General features: G+C 42.9%; 16 protein-coding genes. 3 read left to right on the forward strand and 13 right to left on the reverse strand.

The genetic code is table 11. The features are described 5' to 3' along the window. Positions 1-1,846: 1,846 nt before the first annotated feature. Genes PPRES148_RS00005 through PPRES148_RS00020 form a run of 4 tightly spaced genes read right to left on the reverse strand, consistent with a single transcriptional unit; the run spans position 1,847 to position 3,416 of the window. Positions 1,847-2,347: an integrase core domain-containing protein gene (locus PPRES148_RS00005; protein ID WP_149452650.1), complete on the reverse strand. Its 501-nt coding sequence runs from the start codon at positions 2,345-2,347 to the stop codon at positions 1,847-1,849. Between the two features lie 36 nt (positions 2,348-2,383). Then, the gene (locus PPRES148_RS13145; protein WP_149454154.1) at positions 2,384-2,587 is read right to left on the reverse strand and encodes a helix-turn-helix domain-containing protein; all 204 of its coding nucleotides are present in this window, start codon (positions 2,585-2,587) and stop codon (positions 2,384-2,386) included. Beyond that, positions 2,515-3,120: a helix-turn-helix domain-containing protein gene (locus PPRES148_RS00015; RefSeq protein ID WP_187820242.1), complete on the reverse strand. Its 606-nt coding sequence runs from the start codon at positions 3,118-3,120 to the stop codon at positions 2,515-2,517. The genes PPRES148_RS13145 and PPRES148_RS00015 overlap by 73 nt, the downstream gene beginning before the upstream one ends. After that, positions 3,117-3,416 (reverse strand): transposase, encoded by a 300-nt coding sequence (locus tag PPRES148_RS00020; RefSeq protein WP_149452652.1) that lies wholly within the window; start codon positions 3,414-3,416, stop codon positions 3,117-3,119. Before PPRES148_RS00020 ends, PPRES148_RS00015 begins: the two co-directional genes overlap by 4 nt. Before the next feature lie 661 nt (positions 3,417-4,077). On the opposite strand from PPRES148_RS00020, the gene PPRES148_RS10185 reads away from it, so the two are divergent. After that, positions 4,078-4,248, forward strand: a complete 171-nt coding sequence (locus tag PPRES148_RS10185; protein WP_187820243.1) for a hypothetical protein — start codon at positions 4,078-4,080, stop codon at positions 4,246-4,248. A gap of 325 nt (positions 4,249-4,573) precedes the next feature. Here the strand turns inward: PPRES148_RS10185 and PPRES148_RS00025 are convergent, their stop codons facing one another. The 4 genes from PPRES148_RS00025 to PPRES148_RS00045 all read right to left on the reverse strand — a co-directional run bounded on the left by PPRES148_RS00025 (position 4,574) and on the right by PPRES148_RS00045 (position 8,230). Then, the gene (locus PPRES148_RS00025; RefSeq protein WP_149452653.1) at positions 4,574-5,290 is read right to left on the reverse strand and encodes a hypothetical protein; all 717 of its coding nucleotides are present in this window, start codon (positions 5,288-5,290) and stop codon (positions 4,574-4,576) included. Positions 5,291-5,304: 14 nt separating this feature from the next. After that, a complete protein-coding gene (locus tag PPRES148_RS00030; RefSeq protein ID WP_149452654.1) occupies positions 5,305-5,520 on the reverse strand; it encodes a hypothetical protein in 216 nt (71 codons plus the stop codon). A gap of 686 nt (positions 5,521-6,206) precedes the next feature. Then, positions 6,207-6,404 (reverse strand): hypothetical protein, encoded by a 198-nt coding sequence (locus PPRES148_RS00040; protein WP_149452656.1) that lies wholly within the window; start codon positions 6,402-6,404, stop codon positions 6,207-6,209. A 608-nt stretch (positions 6,405-7,012) separates the two neighbouring features. After that, the gene (locus PPRES148_RS00045) at positions 7,013-8,230 is read right to left on the reverse strand and encodes a transposase (protein ID WP_149452657.1); all 1,218 of its coding nucleotides are present in this window, start codon (positions 8,228-8,230) and stop codon (positions 7,013-7,015) included. Between the two features lie 448 nt (positions 8,231-8,678). On the opposite strand from PPRES148_RS00045, the gene PPRES148_RS00050 reads away from it, so the two are divergent. Further along, entirely contained in the window at positions 8,679-9,776 is a 1,098-nt protein-coding gene (locus tag PPRES148_RS00050) for a transposase (protein WP_149452658.1), read from the forward strand. A 316-nt stretch (positions 9,777-10,092) separates the two neighbouring features. On the opposite strand, the gene PPRES148_RS00055 is transcribed toward PPRES148_RS00050, so the two are convergent. The 3 genes from PPRES148_RS00055 to PPRES148_RS00065 all read right to left on the reverse strand — a co-directional run bounded on the left by PPRES148_RS00055 (position 10,093) and on the right by PPRES148_RS00065 (position 11,556). After that, complete coding sequence (locus PPRES148_RS00055; protein ID WP_149452659.1) at positions 10,093-10,494, reverse strand: hypothetical protein; 402 nt, start codon at positions 10,492-10,494, stop codon at positions 10,093-10,095. Positions 10,495-11,047: 553 nt separating this feature from the next. Next, a complete protein-coding gene (locus tag PPRES148_RS00060) occupies positions 11,048-11,260 on the reverse strand; it encodes a helix-turn-helix domain-containing protein (protein ID WP_187820245.1) in 213 nt (70 codons plus the stop codon). Further along, a complete protein-coding gene (locus PPRES148_RS00065; protein WP_149452652.1) occupies positions 11,257-11,556 on the reverse strand; it encodes a transposase in 300 nt (99 codons plus the stop codon). Before PPRES148_RS00065 ends, PPRES148_RS00060 begins: the two co-directional genes overlap by 4 nt. A gap of 412 nt (positions 11,557-11,968) precedes the next feature. Here PPRES148_RS00065 and PPRES148_RS00070 point away from each other — a divergent pair, with 412 nt between their 5' ends. Further along, positions 11,969-12,439, forward strand: coding sequence for a hypothetical protein (locus tag PPRES148_RS00070; protein ID WP_149452661.1), 471 nt, complete (start codon positions 11,969-11,971; stop codon positions 12,437-12,439). 199 nt (positions 12,440-12,638) lie between these two features. On the opposite strand, the gene PPRES148_RS00075 is transcribed toward PPRES148_RS00070, so the two are convergent. Continuing rightward, positions 12,639-14,033, reverse strand: a complete 1,395-nt coding sequence (locus PPRES148_RS00075; protein ID WP_149452662.1) for a hypothetical protein — start codon at positions 14,031-14,033, stop codon at positions 12,639-12,641. Positions 14,034-14,806: 773 nt separating this feature from the next. Then, positions 14,807-16,183 (reverse strand): hypothetical protein, encoded by a 1,377-nt coding sequence (locus PPRES148_RS00080; RefSeq protein WP_149452663.1) that lies wholly within the window; start codon positions 16,181-16,183, stop codon positions 14,807-14,809. Positions 16,184-16,783 lie beyond the last annotated feature (600 nt).

Here is a 16,783-nt window from a genome sequence, read left to right on the forward strand (position 1 = left end):
GTACGAAGGGTAAAACGAACATTCGGGTTGACTTACCCAATCAACTCCACGAAATGTCCATCACAACACCATATCAATGATCCCCCCACAGATATCCAATGGATCAAAGGAGCCTAATCTAAAATGTTTTTTATATAATTTTTTATAATTAGGGGAGCGGGTGTATAAAGAACGATCCTTTGGATCTTTTAAAAATATTTAAAAAAATAGGAATATCGGCAAGGCAAGCGGTCAAAGCGATTGGGTATATAATCCTATGCGATACAAACCAAAGAAATTTTCAATGCCAAGAGGACGTAGACGTGATGAACTAGCCAATGGGGGAGGCTATTCGCCCCTCCTATGTATTTACAACGGATCATACTATATTTTGCTCTATTTTATAACATATCCTCTACCTATCTGAAAATCGCCACCCCCTTTATTCCATGGGACCTTGGCCAAACTTCGGACCTGGGGTTCAGTCTCAGGGGTGGGGGTTGAACCATGGTTCGATAGATCGAATGTATCGTGGTAAGTTTCTGTGTTTATGTCTGCCTAGATTTGGATTCTCTCTCACTGTATTCCAAGGTATTCTTGCGGGAACACAGTAGGACATATACATTATTTTTATAAAATTTAAAGTTTTATGTGTTATAATCATGGGCAACTCACCCCCTATCGGGGAATAAGGGGTTGTCGATATGAAAACAGAACTAAATTTCCCAAGGCCCCCTTTTTCGGACGAAGTGAACATCGTGAAAATAGAGAAATGAGAAACCACAAAATCAGATAAAATGAGTTATATCCTAGAATCCATTGCCAACCGTCCATCTCTGGGAATTAGGTGTTCCTGCGAGAATTCGGGAAACCTGGGACACCCACCTAATTCATCCTTACAATCCAGAATTAGGAAAAAAAGCCCAAGGATATTCTAGGTCCGAAGTTTGGCCAAGAGCCATTCCATGCTGGGTCAATTCCGTAATCCCAAAAAATCCTCCTCAGTCAACCCCTTTACCGCGCGCCTCGTAGGTGATCCCACATCATAAAAACCTCTCTCCCCATAAAATTCATCCTATCATCTACCAGGATGTTCCTTATCTCCTCAGGATCGGACTTCCGCATCCCCCGGGGATGGCTGCAAATAGCGGGTCAACCCCCTATTTTCAACCCACCATGGCAAAATAGCCCTACCATCCGTCTTGTGCGACACAAAGCAAGCCGATGCCCCATTTTCTTCGTAATGATTCCCGAATTTATAAACCATTTTTATGATATTGCTTCATATAACCCCCGACTCTAGCTCCATTCGTTCTCATCAGGTCCGGTTTTCTGAAAGTAATCCAAAGTAGGAAATTGCCCCCCGAAACCGTAGGCAAAATGTAATTTATAGTGCATCCCGAGCCAACTTTTCGATACACCCAAAACCGAAAAAAGCGATCCAAAGGGTAGGTGCTAGGTAAGCCCGGGGGGGCCTTCACCTGGGATGCCCTAACGGACATCCCTCGGCCCCGCTGGGAAAAGCAGCCTATTTCGGAACGAAACAGACTTGTATTTATGGATTATCATTCAACCACTAATTTTTGATCGAAACCAATGACCCCATTTGTTATCTGTTGTAAAAAACAAATCGTAAATAATAAAACAAATCTCATTAACATTTATTACCTAAAATTAAGTAGGTAAATTATAAAAAATAGATGAAATTGGCCTGAAATCGGGATTTTTAAACGCAATTAAAGACACCGTATACTAACATTATAAAATATAATAAAAAATGTATTATTATATTTATCAAAAAAATGTATTATTATATTTATCAAAATTCGATCTTATTAGGGTAGATTATGCAATTGGAGTGAGAAATTTATATAACCTTAACAGCCCTGATTAGACCCTGGTTTCGGGGGTCCTTTATGATTTTCCTGTATTCGTGTGGTGTCAAATACCCCAAGCTTCCATGACAGTACTCCTCGTTGTCATGCCTTACGAACGCAACATGTTCCTTATGGAATTCCTCAAAATTGCGAAACTCAAACCTGTCATAGAGATCACTTTTTACAATACTATGGTAGGATTCAATATGCGCATTATGATTGGGTGATTTATTAGGTATTCGTTCATGATGGATTTCTTCCGCCCCAACGAAACCATAGAATTCATGACTAATGAATTGCGAACCATTGTCTGTCCGTAGTACGGGCTTATCCTCTCCATTTTCAGCATATTGATCCAGGGCCGTTTGAACTGCCTTCACTACATCCCTTGATTTACAGGATAGGTAGCTGTCAGAGAAGACAACAACCCTATCAAAAACATCGAGGATGCTCAGAACGAAAACTGGAGTACCATTGGGAAGTCCGCTCATGCTGGATGTCCATCTCCCAGAGCTGGTTAGGGGCCGTTATGTGTCGTTCATAGGCTCTGTGGGCAGGCGGGGAGGAACGACGCCTCCTCCCCGATAACGGAGAAGTCCCTCCTCCTTACAGAGGCGATACATCTTATTGTGATTGACAATAATATCCTCCTTTTTTCTCAGTTTGTATGCGAGTTTTCGATAACCATAGGCATCAAACTTATTTTTTTCCCCTGCCCATCCAAGGCATATCCAGGGATGTTTCCTTTCTTCTTTTCTCTTTTATGATGCATACGAACTATTTTTTGCCCATCGTTTTTCAGAATCGTTTTCTTATTCCTCCTATATTTTTGATAAACGGACTTCGATATATGGACAATATCTAAGGTCCTGTTTTGAGAATACCCCTGTCTCATCCAGCACTCTGCCACCTCAATCCGATCCTGGGGGCAGAGATCCAGCTTTTTTATAAGGTCCTCTAAGATCGCAATCCTAAGTTGATCCCCCTCTTTTTGTTTTTTCATCTCTTTCTCCAATTGGCAAATTTTCTCCCTCAATTTCATAATTGTTTTATATGAAACATCTTGTTCGTTCGCGGAAACCCTTTTTGCACTATCCCTGGTTTTTTTCCAGAGATCCCCCTTCACCTCGTACTGCTTTACCCAACCCCGAACGGTTCTAGGGGCGAGTCCGTGTCTGCGAGCAATCTCAGACATGTTATCGCTACGTAGAGCTTCCTCAACTATTTTCTTCTTTAGTTTCATATCATAGCGTTTTTTCTTCATTTCCCTCCCATTCTCTCCCTCCATCGACTAATTTCCAATTCTTTACTGCCCAGGAGTCTCTTTAAATCATCAATCTCCTTCTGCAGAGACCGGAGGGACGAAGAATCCATCGTACGATGACCTTTTGAGGAGGAGAATGAGCTGGCTAATACACCCTCCCTGTCCTCCTTTATCCAACGGTTAATCGTGCTAACAGCAAGATCGTGCTGTCTAGATACCTGGACAACATGTTGCCCACCCCTGACCTGTTCAATTGCCCTCTGCTTGAATTCTAACGAAAATTTTCTCCGTGCCATTTCCGTGTTCACCCCTTACGGGGACCAGCTCCCATTATACCCACCTGGACCTATTATACCAGGGGGCCTAATAGATAGCTGGGGTAAAGTGCCCTGGTTGTGAGCGATCTAGGAAAAGGCAGGGCATGACCCTGTCAGGTGGGAATCGGGGAGATCAGCGAAAGCGAACCGTTCGAAGACGCATCAAAAAGGCTAGTTCATGTCAAAACCGATGTGGGGTCCTAACGTCGGGATGAACCGTGGGGGATGACCTATCTACTGCCCCCTGGTGGCATGCGGTGTATAGGCGGATGAACCCGATTTAGGCTCTTGATCGGAACTTGAGAGATCGTCGTACGGCGTCTGGCTGCCGCCAGATGGAAAGACCGAGGACAACTGAGGTTCCCCGTGCACGAAGTCGGATCAGCTCATAGTAGTGTGGAAGCTTCTGTAATGGAAGTGGAGCGAAGGGACTGACTCATCCTGCGGAGGACAGTTAGATGAGAACTTTAGCGGGAGATCCGCTGGAGGAGATCAAACGACAACTTTAGTGGAAATCCACTGGAGGAGATCACTGGAACCTCGGAGCAACATCCCCATAATTGAAGTAGGACCCAAAGGGTCTGAAGATTGGGATGGAATGGGAAGAGCTGGATGATGCGAGAGTATCACGTCCAGTTCTGTGAGGGACTCGGCTGAAATGCCGGGTCTACTCGACAGAAAGAAGTACAAGAAGCTCGGTAGCAGGCGAAAGGCTCGAAGGCGGATCCAGTATATACGAGGAAAGTACGGGGACCTGTTTCGCCCACTGGCACGTATTAGAAGCAAAGATGGGGCAATAAGAGCCGCATAATGCGAGAGTATTACGTGTGGTTCTGTGAGAGGGTTGGCTGAGATGCCAGACCTACTCGACACGTTTTATATTTTAATATAGTAAATTTATTTTATATAGTAGTCCATGGAGGAAGCACCTCAAATGGGGGGAAATCCTCCCCCAAAAACCTTGTTCAGAAATTCACACCCCCAACGGGATGCTGCCAAAAGGTAACCCAAGGAGGCAAAAAAGCGGGACTAAAAATCCCCTCCGAAAGATGCACACACCCGTCCGGATGCTGCCACTCGATATCTACAGTTTTTATTTAAAATATATTTTCATAAAATATTTTAAATTTTATTATTTACTTAAATATTAATACAAGAATAAACAGAAAGGAAATTATGATAATGGAAATTGTGATAAATGTCCTGACCATAATTTTCTTTATTTTAAACTTAGGATGTCTTATGGACTCCAACATTCCACCAAAATCATCGTAGTAGATCAGCCCCCCGAGGAACATAGATGGATCCCCTTTATTGTTTTTATGATAACGACTCTTTATACCATATTCTGTAAAAATAGCCCGCTTGCCCAAGAGCAAGTGAAACCAAACGGGGAAGATTAGTTGTATATAAATCAGACAAAGAAAGGAGTATAAGGTGGGACTGAAGTCTTCATTACTAATATCGAAATATTCAAACAATATTTGATATAAATGCAAGGGCAAAGGGTAACAGAGGAACAGAAATAGACTTATATTTACAAAACGTGGATCTGTTTTATTCTGGCTTTCTTTTCCGCACCAACGGTTTTCGCAATGGATTTGCCATTTGAGAATGGTAACCCACCCCGCAACCCCCAACGTCAACACTAAGGAAGATTCCCATATCCACAAAAATACGGCCATTGTCAGCAAAAACCAACCCAGTCCTAACCAACGTAAGACATACCAACTCCATTTGGGTACACCCTTTTGTTGGACCATTCGGGAGCACTGCTGTCGATAGTGATGCAACCAAAAAACACGATCCGTTACATAGAGAAAGTAATCATGGAATGTGTCGAATATAGCCAAGACTCTAAAAACAGTCACAAATAGGAAAAAAAAAGACTAAGTTCCACAACATGCCAAGGATTCCCATCAGGTAGAAACAGACGGATGGATACTAGGTCCGTACCGTAGAGGTAGGAGTGAAACAGCATCATGGTTTGGAACGAAAAAGCTAGTATAAAAAATCTTATCAGGGTACCTACGGCTACGTTTTTCCTTTGTGGTGGAAACCAAAGTATGGGGGAGTCCCTCATTACCCGATCATCCTCCTTCTTCAGAGGGTATGGTGAAAATTGTACCCTATGGTTACCGGCCATGCAAATAATTATGTATTTTCATTTTTCTTATTCTGCGGTATAGGGTGTGTGTCAAGAAGTCGTTCAAGAGATGAAGGTTGCTCGGCCCTTCGTAACCGGCTGATAGGTAGCAGGTTACAAACCGCGTCTCTTGGCCAAACTTCGGACTCGGAATATCCTTGGGCAGTTTTTTCCTAATTAAGGTGCTACCGCGAAAAAAGATATAAAACTTATTAGAATATTTTTTTATGTTAAATGATATGTTATAGAAATGTTTATATTGTTAATGAGTATAGAAATAGTCTGTTTGAGTATTTCCGGCGTAAGTGCTTGGGGGTGGAAAAATACCCCTTTCTGGGGGATTGCACCTGAAAATTTTGTACGATCGGTTATTTTTTTTTGAACCACCGAAATCACCGTGGGATCATAAGAACCGGTTCCTATCTCGCCCCTTTTGCGCACACCAAAGAAACCCGACATAAAGTCGAATTTTATTTTTTATTTAAATAGTATTATATATTAAACTCTATGTAGTTATGGTTGATCTTATCCTTCTCTTCCTGATCTCCTTTTGAAGATAACGAACGGCCTGGGATAAATTATAAGCAGATCCTTTTGCCATCATGGCCCGTGCCACCCTCATCTTACCACGCACCTTCTATTTTGGCGGCCTGAAAACGATTCTTCATAGAAGAACAAACCCCCTCCACAGCTGCGCGACGATTCCCCTTCTCTTTGTACCCCGGTTGCTCCATTTTGTCTCGTTGTTCCGCCGTTGAGTAGGACTGATCCGTGGTGCGCAGGACCCTTCCCCCCCCCTCTTCAGAGGTTTGGCGGCACATTGCTCGGCAAATTGACTCTTGGCCAAACTTCGGACCTGAAATATCCTTGGGTGGTTTTTTCCTAATCCTGGATTGTAAGGATGAGTTGGGTGGGGGTCCCAGGTTTCCCGAATCCTCACAGGAATACCTGATTCCCGGGAATGAACGGTTGGCAATGGACTCTAGGATATAACTCATTTTATATCTAATTTTGTAGTTCCTAATTTCTCTATTTTCATGATTTTCACTTCGTCCGAAAAAGGGGACCTCGGGAAATTTAGTTCTGGTGCTGGTGCTGGAATTAAAAGTCAGTTGATTTGGTTTTTTCCGATATTAATTATATTTCAAAATGATATATATTGATTGCTATTAGTTAATGAATTACTTCTGTATAATATGTATGGATAATTTGTAATGTAAATAAAAAATTGAATAGTATGAATGTTTTGGACTGGATATGTGTGAAACGTAACGATTATGGTTGGATTTCTACTATAACCATGGAAACTCGGTTTTTGAACCCATGAGCGCGGAAATGAATGCCCTATTCCGCACACCTTGGCACGCCAAATAGACCGGCCTATAGTTCCGATTATTTTATGAATTTTTTAAATTATTAGATATGCTCATCACGATATGACTTCTCTCCTTCTTATTCTTATAAATTTTACTATATATTCGGAGACTTGAGATGTGTTATACGCTACACACTTTGCGAACATTGTCAACCTAGCTCTTCGTTCACCACGCACCTTAAGTCGGCGAGCTCCGTAAGCATTTTTTAGTGCGGAGCAAACGCCCTCAATGGCCGCACGACTGTTCCCTGCTTCCCTATATTTTGTCTCCTCCAATTGATCTCTTTGCTCCGCCGCCGAGTACGTTCGGTCGGTTAATCTTATGGTTCTTCCCCCTGTTTTGTTGAGTTTGCCAATGCACTGATCCGCAAAGGGGCACTTCTTGCAATCCTCCCCGTTGAAATAAGCCACACTGGTCCCGCTCCCTGGTTTTCTCCCTGGTTTGTACTGGCTGTTCTCGGGTTCCTTGTTTGCCACGCACCGTGTAATTTCCTTTGTTCTTTTGTCTCGCACAAACGTGCTTGCCCTCAATTTATCGGGGTTCTCCCTTCGGCCCGTCATATTGGTGAAGCATAGCGAAATACCCTTTGATTGGGCAAGTTCGCTTATCTCATGGCTGTAGTACCCCCCATCGGCACACAACCGCATTCCATCATGGGGAACCCATGTTTCTATGTACTCCTTCGCAAAGGCCGTATCTGGATGAAGGGAACCTTTCATATCAAAGAAGGAAATTAGGCTTACTCCCTTCTCTCCATCACGATCCTCTACGATTTGTCCGGAATATCCCCAACATTCCTGTTTGTTCTTCTTCCTGTACTGAGCATCAGGATCATAAGGGCTTTGTAGACTACCAGAACGCACCTTGGAGAGCATCCTGAGATTTCCTTGTTCATCCTCCTCAGTTTGTTCCCAGATCACCCTTTCCAGCAATGCATACTCCTTGGTTGATCTGATGTTGTCATAGTGGGAGACCTGTTCCCTTACAGCCAAGCAAACCCCAATTAGCTCTGCAGTCCTATGATCCCTTGCTGTTGCTCCTTTTTTGGGGGGAAGGGGAGGCTGATAGCCCAATGATTGCCGACTATCGATGTCTGTTAGTTTGCACCCCTTCTCCAGAAAAACCCCCCACTCCGCGGGGAGGGGAATCAGGAGTTCAGCCGAGATACAAACCACATTTTTTGCCACCAGATAGATCACGTCATTACGGGTCAATTTCCTTATGTTGCTGTTGATTAGCGTGCTATCCATTCTACGGCAGGTGGATGTCATACCTACTATTGACTTTTGGAAGGTGGTGAAGTGCTGAAAGGAGTCCCGTGTAACATTGCATTTTGAGGGTGGCTAACGAAAGGGATATACATTTTTATTTAAATAAAGTTTATATAGTATTTTATTATATCATTCTATTTTTATTCATATTGATTGTTTCTTTATATATGCAATATGAATTTATATGTCAAGAATGTTGCTCTCTCCGGCCCCACAGTTGGCGTAAACGAATTGGGGGCCTTTTTCCCATGAAACTAAATAGTACTAATTTTCAGTTATGGAAAATGCAAAAAATCCCTCTTGAGGTATCTCCCCGAGCGGATCGCTGTGTCCATTATTGTAAAATATATGTAATATAATAAATTTTTACTTATTACCCTATACATACGATTACTCTTTTGTTATAATTTGAAAAAATATATCTATGAAAATAAGGGAGTAGATATAGATGTCCTATCCCATAGACGATATAAGTAATTTTCCAGATCTTCATGGGAAATTAGAAAGCAAAAAGAGAAGAGAACAGGTGAGGAAAAAGAAACCCAATCTTTCAGAACAGCCTTGGGAAGATCATGAGGGCATAGGGGCAGAAGAAAAAAGCCGACTGCTTATGCTGCAGACATTAGCTACCACGGTCTACGGTTTCCCGAATGAGGAGAAGTCAAGCCGTACCCGTGTGATCGATCACCATGTGTCGATATTGTGCTGTTTCGTTATGGCTATTTGGAATTTACAAAGTGAAAGGGAATTAATAAATATTATAAATGGAAATAAAATGATAAGAGATATTATAGGGATTACGAAAGGGTTTAGTCGATCATTATATGATAAAAACATTAAAAAATGTATTGCAAGAAACGGAGAAACAATAATTTTTAACCTATTAGAACTTCTTAGTGAAGAAGATCAGAAGGTTATATTGTCGGAAATAAAGGAAAAATATCTTTTCTTGGATCAAGTGATTGTGTCGACAAGCAGACGGGCGAAAGATACGGCCACCCTTCGGAACTATAAGGGCTTTCACAGGGGAATAGGAGTAACCGTGGTGGCAACCATGGACGGCAGAATACCGTTGGTATTGGCCATGGGCCCCGCAAATTTAGGCGAGGTTGAAGCGTCCTGTTTACTGATCCCCGAGATATCAACCTTAGGATGTAGGGGCCTAGTAGCAGACAGTGCTTACGACGTACATGATCTGTTCGAATTATGTAAACAACACGGTTTGAAATTACTGGCTGGATATAATAAGAGAAGAGCCAAAACACCGAACTCCATCACCAGTCCACTGCGAAAGGAGAATTTTTATCGACTACAAACAAAGGGATGTAAGGAGTTAATGAAAAAACGTTCATCAGGAGAGCATTGTTTCACAATACTAAAGCATACAATGGGGCTAGATAAACATAGACCAACGTCATATAATCAGGCATTCATGCTAATTGTCTCATATATGATGACTATATGTTTTGATAGTATGATTCAGAAAAAGAATAACATAAACATAAGAAAGTCCCCGGGTAGACGTTTTTACCAGCAGATTTCCTGAAGGGGGCACCGATCTAATAATTTAAAATTTTCAAAAAACTATCAGAACATCCCGGTACGCACTATGATGGTAATATTTTACATAATAAGGAAGAAAAACCCTGGGATGAACTGGATAATTCCAATGAGCAGCAATTTCCAATTACATTGACGGTTGTACCAAGAAGGTACCTTGATTTTAGATTGTTATGTTCATCTTAATAAACTATATGTATATTTTATTTCTATAAATATTATTACAAAATATCGATATCAATAAACATTTTTTTGGGTAGTAATACTTATAGACGTAAATAGGAGGGGGCTGTTCGCACCCCTCATTTTGTTTTCTCCTCGTATGCCAACAACCGTTTTCTGCCTTCGTATAATGTTCTCCTACCTATAAGGGGCTTTCCTTTTTTGCCCCCCAGAGCTTCAAAAAACCTTCCTTCCCGTGGAATACGTTCGATCAATTCCCTGTCTGTCCACCCAAAGGTTTCTTTAATGGACTCCAGGATTATGGTAAAAAGGATATCCTTGCAGGGTTGACCGATAGTATTATGATAATCGGCATATGTTTCCTTGTACCATGAAGCATGTTTCGCGTAATACTCGCAAAGGGTTGCAAGTTTAATTTCTTCCTTGGTGGAACACCAGCGCCACTTATCCGCGAAGCATTCAATCCATTCCTCTATCCCTTCCAAGTTCGACTGTTCTATGGTACAATACCCTGAGACCATCTGTTATCAACCTCCCTTTATAGTGGGTATAAAGAGGATTGTATAGGAATAACAGATGGTCTTCAAGTTTCTTTGAGGGTATTTTTCAGGTAATACATATAAAGTTGTTTCGAATGTACGTAAGGAAGGTAGGGTCATATCCTATTTTGACTATATGTTCGGAATATTATTATAATATCGGTAACCTAACCATAATTAGGGAACCGAGCTTCTATAGATAGTATGATTTCATAAAAGTTTATGTAGTTATTTTTATGAATCCGCAAAAGCCCACTTTCCATTTTTATTCGAACCTCAGGAAACAATTGTGAACCTTTTTAACGGCACCAGCACCAGTTCTGTTTTCATACCGACAACCCCTTATTCACTGATAGAGGGTGAGTTACCCATCCCCACTCCCGAGACTGAACCCTCAGGTCCGATATGCGGCCAAGACCCTTCAATTGCCCTCTGCTTGAATTCCAACGAAAATTTTCTCCGTGCTATTTCCGTGTTCACCCCTTACGGGGACCAGCTCCCATTGTACCCACCTGGACCTATTATACCAGGGGGCCTAATAGACATCTTGTTCGTTCGCGGAAACCCTTTTTGCACTATCCCTGGTTTTTTTCCAGAGATCCCCCTTCACCTCGTACTGCTTTACCCAACCCCGAACGGTTCTAGGGGCGAGTCCGTGTCTGCGAGCAATCTCAGACATGTTATCGCTACGTAGAGCTTCCTCAACTATTTTCTTCTTTAGTTTCATATCATAGCGTTTTTTCTTCATTTCCCTCCCATTCTCTCCCTCCATCGACTAATTTCCAATTCTTTACTGCCCAGGAGTCTCTTTAAATCATCAATCTCCTTCTGCAGAGACCGGAGGGACGAAGAATCCATCGTACGATGACCTTTTGAGGAGGAGAATGAGCTGGCTAATACACCCTCCCTGTCCTCCTTTATCCAACGGTTAATCGTGCTAACAGCAAGATCGTGCTGTCTAGATACCTGGACAACATGTTGCCCACCCCTGACCTGTTCAATTGCCCTCTGCTTGAATTCCAACGAAAATTTTCTCCGTGCCATTTTCGTGTTCACCCCTTACGGGGACCAGCTCCTATTATACCCACCTGGACCTATTATACCAGGGGGCCTAATAGGCAATAGCCACCTGGAAAACGATCAGGGGGTAAATTGCCGTAATGTTTCATAATATTAATATAGTGTTTAATACACATAAAATAAAATAAAAATTCATTCAATAATTTTGGATACATAATAGAAAAAAGCACATACTTTTTTTCTATTTATTTTATAAATTAATAGAGACAAATGCTCTTCGGCATGGGCTCGTGTACAATAAACTGAATAAACAAACTAATTATGGGGAAGAGTGGGCCCCATCTAATTCATCCTTGCAATCCAGAATTAGGAAAAAACCGCCCAAGGATATTCCGGGTCCGAAGTTTGGCCAAGAGCCTAAAAAAACCGACTGCTTATGCTGCAGACATTAGCTACCACGGTCTACGGTCTCCCGAATGAGGAGAAGTCAAGCCGTACCCGTGTGATCGATCACCGTATGTCGATATTGTGCTGTTTCGTTATGGCTATTTGGAATTTACAAAGTGAAAGAGAATTAATAAATGTTATAAATGGAAATAAAATGATAAGATATATTATAGGGATTACGAAAGGGTTTAGTCGATCATTATATGATAAAAACATTAAAAAATGTATTGCAAAAAACGGAGAAACAATAATTTGTAACCTATTAGAACTTCTTAGTGAAAAAGATCAGAAGGTTATATTGTCGGAAATAAAGGAAAAATATCTTTTCTTGGATCAAGTGATTGTGTCGACAAGCAGACGGGCGAAAGAGAAGCTCGGTAGCAGGCGAAAGGCTCGTAGGTGGATCCAGTATATACGAGGAAAGTACGGGGGACCTGTTCCGCCCACTGGCACGTATTAGAAGCAAAGATGGGGCAATAAGAGCCGCATAATGCGAGAGTATTACGTGTGGTTCTGTGAGAGGGTTGGCTGAGATGCCAGCCCTACTCGACAGGAGTTACTATATAAAAAATGGGGATTGATCCTGCTCCGCACCCCCACAGGGAAGATGTTGAACTATTGGACCGTGGTGGACCAAAAACCGGGGGTTGAACCGCCCTCTACCCCTCTGGAAACCGCCACCCCTTTTGTTCCTCGCTGAGTCGATCCCGTAATTCCAAAAAATCCTCCTCGGTCAACCTCTTCACCGCACGCTTCGTAAGTGACTGCACATCGTAGGGGCCACCCCAATTACGTTTCCTCATAAAATCTATCCTATCATCTATTAGGATATTCCGTATCCCCTCGTAATTGTACATCTTCCGGAGCCTGCTGATCACGTCTAATTCCTCCATCCTCTCCGGGACGAGCGGCATCTCATTCAAATAAAATTCTTTTATATTATACAATTGCAAATCCGATAATCCCTCAAACTGGGAAAGTGACAGATTTCTCAATACAAAATTATTAAAGGAAATGTTTTCAATATAATCCAGATTGCGCCGAAGACGAAAATAAAGATTAGGTATCAGGGAAACATCATCAACCGCAATCCACCCAAGTTTCCCTTTCTCTACCAGATATTCCAAAAGACTGGATACCACGATCATGTCATCGGATATGGGTTGGTACGACAACATCGAACTCGCCTCCTCAACCCCGAACCCCAACGCCTTGATTTGGGATTCCCCCAATTCCGCTATCCTAAATCCCAGTTCAGAGAGAGCGAATTCCCTCCCCATTCTCCCTATATCATCTCCCAACGCCCGTAGCTGGGGGATAGTATAATGCACCCATTGATCCGGGGGGGTGTTTCTCACATACCTTAGTGGTACCTTACGGTAATCCCCCGGTGTCATCTTTTGCAAGTGATCCTTGAAATACCTGAGGAAGGATTGGGGTACCCACGGTGCCTGTTGCGCTAACTGATCTACAAGATCGGGCGATAACACTCCCCTCTCCTTAAGCTTGTCTCTAAGGACTTGATGAACGACATCCGGACCCTCCCTGTATCGATCAGGCGGAATCTTCTCCATCATATCCAACGCCCGCTCTATCAATGAATCCTGGTCCTGAACCCCCGAAGAAAGACCGGAGGAACTACTGGAATCTCCCCGTCGAAAGCTTGCAGAGGAGGTACCCTCCATGGGAGAAACACCATCCATGGGAGAAACACCATCCATGGGGGAAACACCATCCATGGGAGAAACACCTTCTGTGGGGGATAGGGACTCTGTACCTCTATCCCAGGTATGATTACCGCTTACATCCGATCTTCCAGAACCCCTTCCCTTGCCTCTCTTGGTACGAGACCTTGCTCCCCCAAGTTCACCATGTTCGGGGTCATCCCCCCTGTGTAACAACATATCCCTGGGTGGCAATGACAAATCAGAAGATGAAGGATCCTGAACGCCAGACAAGGCTGTTTCCTCCCCAGAGGAAACCGTGAATTCATGGGAAAATCCCCATAACGCGGAAGTAATAGAAAATACAACAGAGGCATACTTATTATTCATTTTTAAAACTTCCCCCTATACTCCAAAGTATAGTAACCACTGGACATAAATTGAGTTATATCTCACCTTACACTACAGGGTTCAAAAGCAGAAAATTGATAACGGCTGTGTCCGATCGTGTGCGCAGATTTTCCCGAGGGTCCCTAGTTGGGGATTTTGAGGGGGGGTTACTGCCCCTCCCCAAGACTCTTTCGGAATCTGAATTGCCAAAATATATTTATATATAAATATAAAGGATAAAATGAACCTAGGATGATCTCCTTCTCCCTCTTTATACCCATTATGAAAAAACATCATATTTTAACATTCCAAGGGTCTCGCCAAAAGAATCTAGGACAATTCCCACCAGGATCCCATGAAAAAAGTGGGGTCCGTAGAATGAATACCCCACCCATTCCGAAAAAATCACTTGAAGGGTAGAGACCCCTTCCTCCCCTACGAGATTGGTCTAACGACAAAGATACATTTTCTATTTAAATAAATTTTATACAGTATTTTATTAGTTATACTTTTATTCCTACTGCTCTTATCCCCATATACATGCAATAGGAATTTATGGGTCAGGAATGCTGCCTTCTCAGGTCCCGTAGTGGGCGTAAGCGAGTGTGGAAGACTCTACCAGGGAAGTACCCCGGTTTGGGGATTGTTATGTTCGTATCCATAAACAGGGTTGGGGGTAGTGATACTTATAAACGTAAAGGGAAAGGGGTCTGTTGCACCCCCTCTTATATATTATGTCAGATCACACTATATTCTATTTTATAAAATATTTTCTACCCCCCTAAAATCCTCCATCCCTTTTGTTCCTCGCTGAGTCGATCCTGCAACTTCAAAAAATCCTCGTCAGTCAACCTCCTCACCGCGCGCCTCGTAAGTGATTCCACATCATGGGGATCTCTCCAATCATATCTCCTCATAAAATTTATCCTATCATCTACTAGGATATCCCGTATCCCCTCGGGACGGACCGTCTTCCAGAGCCTTCCGAAATCATCCTCATCCGAAATTTGCGCAGACGCTAGTAGCTGATTCAGACGGGCACCCCTTATGCGACGCAACTGCGAATCCGACAACCCCTCGAACTGGGAAAGCGATAAAGATCTCAATACAGAATTAGCAGAGGAAATGAATTCATTATGATCTGTATCGTAAGAAAACCAAAAATAACGCTCAGGTATGGATGAAACATCATCAACCGTAATCCACCCAAGCCTACCACCGGCGACTAAATGGTCCAAGAGACTTAGGTCCTCAAGGGCAAAACCGTGTCCGGGAACAAATGTCGCATTCGCCCCCACAACTCCAAATCCCAACGATCTGATTTGGGAATCCTCTAATTCTAATATCCTGGATCCTAGTCCAGCAAGAGCGGACTCTCCCCCCATTCTCCCTATATCATCCCCCAACGCCCGTAGCTGAGGAACAGTATAATGCACCCATTGATCTGGGGGTAGACTCTTCACATGCTCTAGGGGTACCCTACGGTAATCCTCCGGTCTCATCCTCTGCAGGTGGTCCTTGAAATGCTTGAAAAAAGACTGGGGTACCCAAGATGCCCGTCTCGCTAACTGATCTACAAAATCGGGCCACAACACTCCTATCTCCTTAAGCTTGTCTATAAGAACTTGATGAACAACATCCGGACCCCTCCCATAATTACCGGGCGGAATCATCTCCATCACATCCAATGCCTTTTCTATCCATGAATCTTGACCTTGGACCCCCAACGAAGAACCGGAAAAACTACTGGAATCCCCCCGTCGGAGAGTTGCGGGAGAGGTACCCTCCGGGGGGGAAACACCGTCCATGGAGGAAACACCATCCATGGAGGAAACACCATCCATGGGGGAAACACCATCCATGAAGGAAACACCTTCTGTGGGCGATAGGGGGTCTCTAGTGCGATTACTGCTTGAATCCGATCTTCCAGAACTCCCTCTATTGCCCCTCCTGATACGAGATCTCGCCCCCCCAGGTTCACCATGTTCGGGGTCGTCCTCCCTGTGCAATGCCGTATCCCTGTGTAGCAACAACAAATCCCGGATATCAGACAAAGCTGGTTCCCCCGAAGGGAAAGCTGTAGACCCATAGGGAAATCCCAATAACACGGGGAAAATAGAAAATGTAGCAAAAGCATACTTGTTACCCATTTCTAAACCTTCTCCCTGTGAATCGAAATATAGTAAGAACTGAATATAAATTAGGTTATATCCGCAGTGCACCTGCCTTGTAGGGCTCAAAAGCAGAGAATTTACAACGGTTTCACCCGAAATCACACGCGTAGGTCCCCCGAAGAATCCCCCCGAGGATTTTTTTGAAAGGTTTACCGCACCAAAAAAGGGCCCTTCCGGAACCTGAAGTACCAAAATATATTTATATTTTATAAACATATAAAGATAAAATAAAAAACGAATTCTATCCTTTTCTCTCTTTATACATAACTTTTACCCCTGTATGTACCCCTCAATACACCCTCAAACAACGGTATCAGAGAAAGTAACGACGGACTACCAACTTGTTGACTTCAATCATAAAAAATATAGGGAACAAATGGTATTGCTACCCAATGAACCAACGTACACACTCTACCCTATCTAATCCCACTTGTAAATAAAAATTTAGAAAAAAAATATCCTTTCTCAACATATACCATTCTTACGGAAGGGGGGATCATCAGCGGCATCGAGCGGTTCAAAAACCCCCTGTTTTGGATCCAACCACAATGGAACATTTCAACATCGTCCCTGTGA

Origin of the sequence: Pasteuria penetrans, assembly GCF_900538055.1 — a bacterium.
Classification (GTDB): Bacteria; Bacillota; Bacilli; order Thermoactinomycetales; family Thermoactinomycetaceae; genus Pasteuria; species Pasteuria penetrans.